The organism is Streptomyces sp. NPDC050121, assembly GCF_044460385.1.
In the GTDB taxonomy this organism is placed as follows: domain Bacteria; phylum Actinomycetota; class Actinomycetes; order Streptomycetales; family Streptomycetaceae; genus Streptomyces; species Streptomyces soliscabiei.
Window position 1 is genome coordinate 42,376 of record NZ_JBITJV010000054.1, and the last position, 9,826, is coordinate 52,201.

Genomic DNA, 9,826 nt, shown 5'->3' on the forward strand with positions numbered 1-9,826 from the left:
GGGCAACGGCGGGCCCGGACCGGGTCCGGCCGTGAAAGTGTCGTCAGGCCGTGGTCCACCACACCGTCGTGTCGGCCGGCACCTTCGCCTCGTCGTCCGTCAGGGCCACCTCGCCGCTGGCGAGCAGGACACGGCCGTACCCGGGGACGCGGACCGACTCCCCCGTCGTGTTCGCGACGCACACGAACTCCCCGCGGCGGAAGGCGAGGACGCCCTCCGGGGCCTTCAGCCACTCCACCGCCTCGCCCGCGCCCAGGTCGGGCTCGGAGCGGCGCAGGCGCAGGGCCGAGCGGTACAGCTCCAGGGTCGAACCGGCCACGCCGTCCTGGGCCTGGACGCTCAGCTCGCCCCACCCGGCCGGCTGGGGCAGCCAGCTGCCTCCGTCGCCGAAGCCGTACGACGTGCCCTCGCGGGTCCACGGGATCGGGACGCGGCAGCCGTCGCGGAAGCCGTCCTGGCCGGCGCCGCGGAAGTAGGCGGGGTCCTGGCGGACCTCGTCGGGCAGGTCGACGACGTCCGGGAGGCCGAGTTCCTCGCCCTGGTAGACGTAGGCCGAGCCGGGGAGCGCCAGCATCAGCAGCGTGGCCGCCCGGGCGCGGCGCAGGCCGAGCTCGCGGTCGCCCGCCGTGCGGATCTGGGTGCCGAGGCCGGGCGGGTTGGCGAAGCGGGTGGAGTGGCGGGTGACGTCGTGGTTGGACAGGACCCAGGTGGCCGGGGCGCCGACCGGACGCATCGCCTCCAGGGTGCGGTCGATGACCGTCCGCAGTTCCTTGGCGTCCCAGTCGGTGCTCAGGTACTGGAAGTTGAAGGCCTGGTGGAGTTCGTCGGGGCGGACGTAGTTCGCCGTGCGCTCCACGGTCGGCGTCCAGGCCTCCGCGACGAAAATCCGCCCGCCCGTCTCCCGCCCCCGCCCTTCCAAGGAAGGCCCTTCGGGCCCTTTTCGATTTCCGGCGTACTCGTCGAGGATCAGCCGCCACTGACGGTAGATCTCGTGGACGCCGTCCTGGTCGAAGAACGGCATGACATCGTTGCCCAGCAGCTTGAGCTGTTCGTGGGTGCCGAGGTCCGGGAGGCCCGCCGCCTTGACCAGGCCGTGGGCGACGTCGATGCGGAAGCCGTCGACGCCCATGTCGAGCCAGAAGCGCAGGATGGAGCGGAACTCGTCGCCGACGGCCGGGTGTTCCCAGTTGAAGTCGGGCTGCTCGGGGGCGAAGAGGTGGAGGTACCACTCGCCGGGTGTGCCGTCCGGCTCGGTGATCCGGGTCCAGGCCGGGCCGCCGAAGATGGACTCCCAGTCGTTGGGCGGGAGTTCGCCGTTCTTCCCCTTCCCCGGGCGGAAGTGGTAGCGGTCACGCAGCGGCGAGCCGGGGCCCTCCGCGACCGCCCGCCTGAACCACTCGTGCTGGTCGGAGGAGTGGTTGGGGACCAGGTCGACGATGATCCTCAGGCCCAGGTCGTGGGCGTCGCGGATGAGGGCGTCGGCGTCCAGGAGGTTGCCGAACATGGGGTCGACCTCCCGGTAGTCGGCGACGTCGTAGCCGGCGTCGGCCTGCGGGGAGGCGTAGAAGGGGCTGAGCCACACGGCGTCCACGCCGAGGTCGTGCAGGTACGGGAGGCGGGAGCGTACGCCTTCCAGATCGCCCATGCCGTCGCCGTCGCTGTCGGCGAAGCTGCGCGGGTACACCTGGTAGATCACCGCGTCCCGCCACCAGTCGCTGCGCTGGGCTTTGGCGGGGTTCGGTGCCGGGGCGATGGCGGTGTGATGCTGGCTCATGGCGTCCTTGGTACGTAACGGGGTCATGGGGTCAGGTGTGCGTACAGCGGTGCTGACGAGACGGCCGCGGTGACAGCGGGGCCGGATGGACACCGCGGCCGTCTCGGGTAGGGGGTATGGGGGGCGTAGCCCCCCCATAGGGGCGCGGGGAACTGCGCGACCAGCCACGACGAAGCCGTCGGACAACAGCCGGCCGTGGTGGCTCGACCGGCGGTCAGCCCTTCGTGCCGCCCGCCGTGAGGCCGGTCACCAGGTTCTTCTGCACGAGGTAGAAGAACACGGCGGCGGGTATCGCGATCAGCACGGCGGTGGCGGCCATGAGGTTGCGCTGGGCGTCGTGCTCGCTGACGAAGGACTGCAACCCGACGGCAAGCGTGTACTTGTCGTCGCTGAGCATGAACGTCGAGGCGAAGGCGACCTCGCTGAACGCGGTGAGGAAGTTGTAGAAGGCGGCCACCGCGAGGCCGGGTTTGGCCAGCGGGAGGATCAGCCGGAAGAAGGTGCCGAAGGGGGTGAGCCCGTCGACGCGTCCGGCCTCGTCGATCTCGAAGGGGATGGTGTCGAAGTACCCCTTGAGCAGCCAGGCGCTGTACGGGATGACCGTCGTGCAGTAGACGAGGATCAGGCCGAGGTAGTTGTCGATGAGCTTCAGGTCGGACAGGATCTGGTACATCGGGACCATCAGCACGGCGACCGGGAACATCTGGGTGACCAGCAGGACCCACATGAACTTCTTGTAGCCGGGGAAACGCATGCGGGAGACGGCGTAGCCGGTGGTGGCGGCGATGAGCACGCCGATGGCCGTGGTGCCGAGCGTGACGATGAGGGAGCTCTTCAACCAGTCGAAGAACTTGGTGTGTTCGAGGACGAACGTGTAGTTGTCGAACGTCATCTTGTCCCAGATGCCGCCCGGGTGCAGGTAGTCGTCCTTGTCCGGGCCGAGGGACAGATAGACGAGCCAGCCGATCGGGAAGAGCGCGATCAGGCTCGCGACGATCAGGACGGCGTGTGAGGCGAGGGAGCCGGCGAGGCTGTTCTCGCCGCGGCGCCGGGCCGGGCGGGGGGTCTTCGCGGAGCGCTGCTCGCTCAGGGGGGCGGAGGTCTCGGCTGTGGTGGTACTCATGGGAACTCCTGCCTCAGATCGCGAGCTGCTGCTCGTTGCGGTTCAGCCAGCGGCGGTAGAACGAGGTGAAGACGATCAGGATGGCCAGCAGCAGGATGCCGTAGGCGGCAGACTGCGCGAAGTCACGCGGCTGCTGTCCGAAGCCGAGGTAGTACGCCCAGGTGACGAGGATCTGCGCGTCCGGCGCGGTGGTGCCGAACAGCAGGAAGATCACGGCGAACTGGTTGAACGTCCAGATGACGCCGAGCAGGACGACGGTGGAGCTGACGGACCTCAGACCCGGCAGGGTGACGTACCGGAAGCGCTGCCAGGCGCCGGCGCCGTCCATCTCGGCGGCCTCGTAGAGGGAGGCGTCGATGGCCTGCAGGCCGCCGAGCAGCGAGATCATCATGAACGGCACTCCGCACCAGGTGTTGACCATGATCGCGGCGAAGCGCTGCCAGAAGGTGTCCTCCAGCCACTGCGGTGACGGCAGGTGCAGGGCGTCGAGCACGCTGTTGATGACGCCGCCGTCGGCGAGCATGAAACGCCAGCCGAAAACGGTGACGAACGTGGGCACGGCCCACGGCAGCACCAGGATCAGCCGGTACAGGGTGCGTCCGCGCAGTTTCTGGTTGAGCACAAGCGCCAGGCCGAGTCCGATGGTGTAGTGCAGGGTGACACAGGCCACCGTCCACACGATCGTCCAGATGAAGTGCGACCAGAAGCGGTCGTAGGCCGTCGGGCCCCACAGGATGTCGGCGTAGTTGTCGAGGCCGATGAACTTGTAGGTGGCGTCGATGTGGTTGACGCCGATGGTGCGCGCGGTGTTGAGACTGTTGGCGTCGGTGAGCGTCAGGTAGAGGCCGTACACCAGGGGGTACAGGACGAGGACGCCGAGGACGATCGCCACCGGCGCGATCATCGCGTACGCGTACCAGTGCTTGTGGTAGCCGTGCTTCAGGCGGGTGCCCAGCCCGGGCCTCGGCTCACGGTCACCGCGGCGCTTGCCGGTCGCGCGGTCGATGGCGACTGTCATGGTTCGACACCTTCTGGATCTTCACGCTGAATCTTCGAGGGGGGCGTACGGCTCACAGGCCGGTGGCCGCCGGATCCCTCCCCCCACCGTCAAGCGGGAGATCCGACGGCCACGCGGGGCTCACTTGCTGAAGTCCGGCACCAGCTTGGCGATGGCGAGTTCAGCGTTGCTCAGGCCCTTGTCGAGGCTTTCCTTGCCGCCCGCGATCTTGGGCAGTTCGGTGTCGAGCGGACCCCACAGGGAGCTGTACTCCGGCAGCGCGGGGCGCGGCTGGGCGGAGGCGAGGACGGCGCCGTAGCCGGCGATGCCCGGGTCGGCCTTGACGGCGGCGGTGTAGGCGTCGTCGCGCGTGGGCAGCGTGGAGTTCTTCTGGGCGATGGTCGCCTGGGCCGACGCGGAGGTCATGAAGTTGATGAACTTCAGCGCGGCGGCCTGGTGGGCCTTGTCGGAGCCGGCGTAGACCGAGAGGTTGTGGCCGCCGGTCGGGGCGCCCGCCTTGCCGGTTCCGCCGGCCGGGACGGTGGCGATGCCGAGGTTGGCCTTGTCCTTGAACGCGCTGCCCTTGTAGAAGTTCGTGATCTCCCAGGGGCCCTGGATGATCGCGGCGACCTTGCCGCCCACGAACGCGTCCTGGATGTGGGCGTAGGCGTCGGCGGTGGTGTCGGCCTTGTGCAGGCCCTTGCCGTCGAACAGGCCGAGCCAGGTGCCGTACGCCTTCTTCGCCGCCGCCGAGTCGACGGTGATCTTCTTGGCGTCGGCGTCGACGGTGTCGGTGCCCTCGCCGTAGAGGAAGGGCTGGGCGTAGTAGCCCGCGGTGGCGGAGCCCCAGTAGCCGTCGACGCCCGTCTTCGCCTTGATCGTGGCGGCGGCGGTCTTCAGCTCGTCCCAGGTCTTCGGGGCGGCGGTAAGGCCGGCCTTCGCGAAGAGGTCCTTGTTGTAGACCAGCGCGAGCGTGTCGGTGACGATCGGCACGCCGTACGTCTTGCCCTCGTACTTGGCCTGCTCGATCAGGTTCGGCTTGAACTTGGCCTGGTCCTTGAGGGCGTCGGTGCCGTCCAGCGGCAGGAAGTAGCCCTTCTTGGCGAAGGCGGGGGTCCAGCCGACCTCGGAGCGCAGCACGTCGGGCGCGCCGGAGGCGCCGGCGGCGGTGTCGAACTTGTTCTGGGCCTGGTCGAAGGGCACGTTGACGTACTTGACCTTGACGTCCTTGTTGGCGGCCTCGAACTGCTTGACCAGGGCCTGGTACGTGGGCGCCTCATTGGTGGCGTTGGAGGTGTCCCACCAGGTGATGGTGACCGGCCCGGACGAGTTGTCGCTGTCGCTGTCGTCCCCGCCGCAGGCCGTCGCCGCGAGGGCGAAGGACGCCACCAGCGCGGTGGCCGCTATGCCACGCCGCATGAGTTTCTCCTTGAGGGTGAAAGCCCGTATAGCTACAGGAAGCGGTCCCGTCCGCCGTCCTGCCGACTCCGACTGTGCCGATGGGGGCCCCGCCCGCTCGAGTGCATTCGAGAGTGGAGGATGCCGCCGGGCGACGTGAACGTAACAGCGATGTAAGCGGCACGAAAGACCTTGCAGAAAAAAAGTGCAAGAGATCTCCGAAGTTATCCGCATGTGACTCGTGCGTGACCTCCCCTCGACCGCCATGAGACCGTAGTTGTCGCGGTTGAGCGGCCTCACAGCGGGGCACGCGACTGCTGTGCAAGACTCTGCAAGCTCTTGCCATCACTTTCATGAGGGAGCGCGATGACGCAGCAGCCCGACGCGGGCCGTTCACCAGGTCGCCCACGGCGCCCGGTCGGTGTGCAAGGCAGCACCCGACCGGTACAGTCCACCCCTGTGACCACACGGCTTGCCGACATCGCTGCGCAGGCGGGGGTGAGCGAAGCGACCGTCAGCCGCGTCCTCAACGGCAAGCCTGGCGTCGCCGCCACCACCCGCCAGTCCGTGCTCGCCGCTCTGGACGTCCTGGGCTACGAGCGCCCGGTCCGGCTGCGCCAGCGCAGCGCGGGCCTGGTCGGCCTCATCACGCCGGAGCTGGAGAACCCGATATTCCCGGCCCTGGCCCAGGTCATCGGCCAGGCGCTGACCCGCCAGGGCTACACCCCGGTCCTCGCCACCCAGACCCCGGGCGGTTCCACGGAGGACGAGCTGACCGAGATGCTGGTCGACCGCGGCGTCGCCGGCATCATCTACGTCTCCGGCCTGCACGCGGACACCACGGCCGACATGCAGCGCTACGAGCAGCTGCGCGCACAGGGCGTCCCCTTCGTGCTGGTGGACGGTTTCTCCCCCAAGGTGCAGGCCCCTTTCATCTCGCCCGACGACCGGGCGGCGATGACCCTGGCGGTCACCCATCTCGTCTCGCTCGGCCACACCCGGGTGGGCCTGGCCCTGGGCCCCAAGCGCTTCGTCCCGGTCCAGCGCAAGATCGAGGGCTTCGTACGGGCCATGCAGGACCAACTGCACCTGAGCGCGGAGACGATCGAAACCGATCTCGTCCAGCACTCCCTCTACACCCTGGAGGGCGGCCAGGCGGCGACCACGGCCCTGATCGACCGAGGCTGCACGGCGATCGTCTGCGCGAGCGACATGATGGCGCTGGGCGCGATACGGGCGGCCCGGCAACGCGGCCTCGCGGTCCCGCGGGACATCTCGGTGGTCGGCTTCGACGACTCCCCCCTGATCGCCTTCACCGACCCGCCCCTCACCACGGTCCGCAAGCCGGTCCCCGCGATGGGCCAGGCCGCCGTCCGCACCCTTCTGGAGGAGATCGGCGGGACCCCCGCGCCGCACAGCGAGTTCGTGTTCATGCCGGAGCTGGTGGTGCGCGGTTCGACCGCTTCGGCGCCCGGTGACCGGAATCGTCCGTAGGGCGGAGAAACCAGGGGTTTCCCCCGTGCGCCGGTAGTAGACGCGGCAGTCCGCCCGCTGTACAACGTGCGGGGCGAACCCGACCGAGGGATGATCGGGCCGAGAGGGCTCTTCTGGCAGACTTCATGTCCATGGGTGAATCGACTGTGACACCGTTGGAAGGCCGTGACCAGGCCATTCCGTACCCTGTCACGGCCGAGCCCCGGCCGCGTCGACTCGACCGGCTGCGCACCCCCCGCCGCCCTCGCCTCTGGTTCGAGATCCTCCTCATCGGCGTCAGTTACTGGACGTACTCACTGGTGCGCAACGCCGTCCCGGAACAGCGCGCCGAGGCACTGCGCAACACGGACTGGATCTGGCGCGCGGAGCACAACCTCGGCATCGCCGTGGAGGAGTCGGTCAACCACGCGGTGAACTCGGTGACCTGGCTCATCGTGGGCATGAACTACTACTACGCGACGCTGCACTTCATCGTCACGCTGACCGTCCTGGTCTGGCTCTACCGCAGCCACCCCGGCCGCTACGCGGCAACGCGCCTGGTCCTGTTCGCCACCACGGCGGTCGCCCTGGTCGGCTACTACCTGTACCCGCTGGCGCCCCCGCGCCTGATGCCTGGCGGCGACTTCATCGACACGGTGATGGTTCACCAGACGTGGGGCTCGATGGCGTCCGGCGACCTGAAGAACATGTCGAACCAGTACGCCGCGATGCCGTCGATGCACATCGGCTGGTCCCTGTGGTGCGGCCTGACGATCTTCGCCCTGGCCAGACTCCCCTGGGTCCGCGTCCTGGGCCTGCTCTACCCGGTGGCGACGCTGGTGGTCATCGTCGCCACGGCCAACCACTTCTGGCTGGACGCGGTGGGCGGCATCCTCTGCCTGGCCTTCGGCTTCGCCATCGCCCGCCTCTGGTACGGCGCCCTGCCGTATGCGCTACCGCGGGTTCCGCAATCGCGAGCGCCACGTAGGCCGTCCCGCGAGTACGGCGAGCCGCAGGACCGCAGGGCCGACCGGACCAGGCCTTCGACACAGGCCTCGCCGCCCTCATGAACCAGGCAAGGACGACGCACCCGATGAACCGACCCGGCCGGCGGCGCCCGCATCTCTCAGCGCCTCGATGAAGGCATCCAGCGCGGGCTGTGCGGGCGCGGTCTCCCGAACCACGGCATGGATGACCCGCACCGGCACCGGATCACGCACCTCCCGCACCACCACCCCCGGATGCCGGCTCCCCAGCCCCAGCCGGGGCACCAGACTCACCCCCAGCCCAGCGGCGACAAACCCCTGGGCCGTGACATAGTCCCCGCTCTCGACCACGAACCGAGGCCGAAACCCGGCCATCGCGCACGCGTCGAGCTGAGCATCAAGACAGGGCCCCGGCCACTCGCTCCCCACGAACCCCTCCTCGGCCAGCTCTCCCAGCCGCACGGTCCGCCGCCCGGCAAGCCGATGCCCAGGAGGCAGAACGGCAAGATAGGGATCGTCCAGCAGGTGCAGCACCCGTACACCGCTCTGCGACCCCCCGCCTGCCTTCACCACCAGAGCAAGATCGGCCCGCCCTTCCCGCACCTCGGCCACAGGGTCCTCGGAATCGACGGTCAGCTTCAAGTCGACCCCCACTCCGGGATGCGCCTCCCGCAGCCGAGCCACCGCGGGCGCCACCAGCCCGGCCCCCGCGGTGGCGAAGTACCGCACACCCAGCCGCCCCGTGCGCCCGGCCAACAGATCGGCGAGCGCGGTCTCGGCCTCGGCGACCTGCCGCCCGATGGCATCCGCGTACTCACTGAGCAGCAGCCCGGCAGCGGTGGGCCGAACCCCCCGCCCCACCCGCTCCAGCAGCTCAGCCCCCACCTCCTTCTCCAGGGCGGCAATCTGCTGACTCACCGCGGACGGCGTGTACCCCAGAGCCCCGGCAGCCCCCGTGACGGACCCACTGCCCACCACAGCCCGCAACACCTGCATCCGCCGCACATCAATCATGCAGCCCATCTTAATGAACCATCCAAAACATTTCACTTGTCCTCAACCATCAATCGGACGACCGTAGACCCATGTCCTCCACCCTCCGCATGGCGGCACTGGCCCTCTTCTGGGGCTCCGGCTTCCTCTGGATCAAGCTGTCCCTCACCCACGGCCTGACCCCCACCCAGATCACCGTCACCCGCTGCGCCCTGGGGACGGCCGTGCTCCTCCTCCTGGCCCGCAGGGCGGGCCAACGCCTGCCCCGCTCCAAGTCGACCTGGCGCCACCTCGCCATCGCCGCCCTCTTCTGCAACGCCCTCCCCTTCGCTCTCTTCGCCCTGGGCGAGCAGCACGTCGACTCCGGCATCGCAGGCGTCCTCAACGCCACCACCCCCCTCTGGTCCCTCCTCATAGGCATCGTCCTGGGCACGGACCGCCCCCTTCCCGCCGCCCGCCTGACCGGGCTCCTCCTGGGCTTCGCCGGCACGCTGGTGATCTTCGCCCCCTGGCGCCAGGAGGGCCTCCTCACCTGGCCCGCCCTGGCCCTCCTCGCGGCAGCGGCCAGCTACGCGGTCGCCTTCGCCTACATGTCCCGCCACCTCACGACCAACGACACCCCCCTGGCCATGTCGGCGGCCCAGCTCCTGGCCGCCACAGCCTGGACCACCCTGGCACTCCCCGCAGCGTCCCCCTCCCACCCGGACGCCACCGCGCTCCTCGCCGTCATCACACTCGGCGTCCTCGGCACAGGCATGACCTTCTACCTCAACTACCGCCTCATAGCGGACGAGGGCCCCACAGCGGCGGCAACAGTCGGCTACCTGCTCCCCGTGGTCTCGGTAGCCCTCGGCGCAACGGTCCTGGACGAAGACCTGAACCCACGCGTCCTGGCAGGCATGGCGGTAGTACTCCTGGCCGTAGCCCTGACCCGCAGACACCAGGGACACACGGCGACCGACGGACCATCCCGCACCCGCGAGACGGCGGGAGCGGGGGGGGGGGGGGGGGGGGGGGGGGGGGGGGGGGGGGGGGGGGGGGGGGGGGGGGGGGGGGGGGGGGGGGGGGGGGGGGGGGGGGGG

General features: G+C 69.5%; 8 protein-coding genes. 3 read left to right on the forward strand and 5 right to left on the reverse strand.

Translation table 11 applies throughout. The features are described from left to right. Positions 1–43: 43 nt before the first annotated feature. The 4 genes from ACIBTS_RS44265 to ACIBTS_RS44280 form a co-directional block, all read right to left on the reverse strand. Entirely contained in the window at positions 44–1,774 is a 1,731-nt protein-coding gene (locus ACIBTS_RS44265; RefSeq protein WP_399326922.1) for a glycoside hydrolase family 13 protein, read from the reverse strand. A gap of 214 nt (positions 1,775–1,988) precedes the next feature. Further along, complete coding sequence (locus tag ACIBTS_RS44270) at positions 1,989–2,897, reverse strand: ABC transporter permease subunit (protein ID WP_319675965.1); 909 nt, start codon at positions 2,895–2,897, stop codon at positions 1,989–1,991. A gap of 13 nt (positions 2,898–2,910) precedes the next feature. Continuing rightward, positions 2,911–3,915, reverse strand: a complete 1,005-nt coding sequence (locus ACIBTS_RS44275) for a sugar ABC transporter permease (protein WP_319675964.1) — start codon at positions 3,913–3,915, stop codon at positions 2,911–2,913. 120 nt (positions 3,916–4,035) lie between these two features. Next, the gene (locus ACIBTS_RS44280; protein ID WP_399326925.1) at positions 4,036–5,313 is read right to left on the reverse strand and encodes an extracellular solute-binding protein; all 1,278 of its coding nucleotides are present in this window, start codon (positions 5,311–5,313) and stop codon (positions 4,036–4,038) included. Between the two features lie 438 nt (positions 5,314–5,751). Here ACIBTS_RS44280 and ACIBTS_RS44285 point away from each other — a divergent pair, with 438 nt between their 5' ends. After that, complete coding sequence (locus ACIBTS_RS44285; RefSeq protein ID WP_319675962.1) at positions 5,752–6,786, forward strand: LacI family DNA-binding transcriptional regulator; 1,035 nt, start codon at positions 5,752–5,754, stop codon at positions 6,784–6,786. Between the two features lie 131 nt (positions 6,787–6,917). Beyond that, complete coding sequence (locus ACIBTS_RS44290) at positions 6,918–7,835, forward strand: phosphatase PAP2 family protein (protein WP_399326928.1); 918 nt, start codon at positions 6,918–6,920, stop codon at positions 7,833–7,835. On the opposite strand, the gene ACIBTS_RS44295 is transcribed toward ACIBTS_RS44290, so the two are convergent. Beyond that, a complete protein-coding gene (locus ACIBTS_RS44295; protein WP_399326930.1) occupies positions 7,830–8,765 on the reverse strand; it encodes a LysR family transcriptional regulator in 936 nt (311 codons plus the stop codon). The genes ACIBTS_RS44290 and ACIBTS_RS44295 overlap by 6 nt on opposite strands. A 71-nt stretch (positions 8,766–8,836) precedes the next feature. On the opposite strand from ACIBTS_RS44295, the gene ACIBTS_RS44300 reads away from it, so the two are divergent. Then, the coding region (locus ACIBTS_RS44300) for an EamA family transporter (RefSeq protein WP_399326932.1) at positions 8,837–9,826 on the forward strand (990 nt) is incomplete at its 3' end.

Coding starts and splice junctions, on each gene's coding strand:
- ACIBTS_RS44280 (WP_399326925.1), bottom strand. CDS start 5,313: ATGCGGCGTGGCATAGCGGCCACCGCGCTGGTGGCGTCCTTCGCCCTC.
- ACIBTS_RS44270 (WP_319675965.1), bottom strand. CDS start 2,897: ATGAGTACCACCACAGCCGAGACCTCCGCCCCCCTGAGCGAGCAGCGC.
- ACIBTS_RS44290 (WP_399326928.1), top strand. CDS start 6,918: ATGGGTGAATCGACTGTGACACCGTTGGAAGGCCGTGACCAGGCCATT.
- ACIBTS_RS44275 (WP_319675964.1), bottom strand. CDS start 3,915: ATGACAGTCGCCATCGACCGCGCGACCGGCAAGCGCCGCGGTGACCGT.
- ACIBTS_RS44265 (WP_399326922.1), bottom strand. CDS start 1,774: ATGAGCCAGCATCACACCGCCATCGCCCCGGCACCGAACCCCGCCAAA.
- ACIBTS_RS44295 (WP_399326930.1), bottom strand. CDS start 8,765: ATGATTGATGTGCGGCGGATGCAGGTGTTGCGGGCTGTGGTGGGCAGT.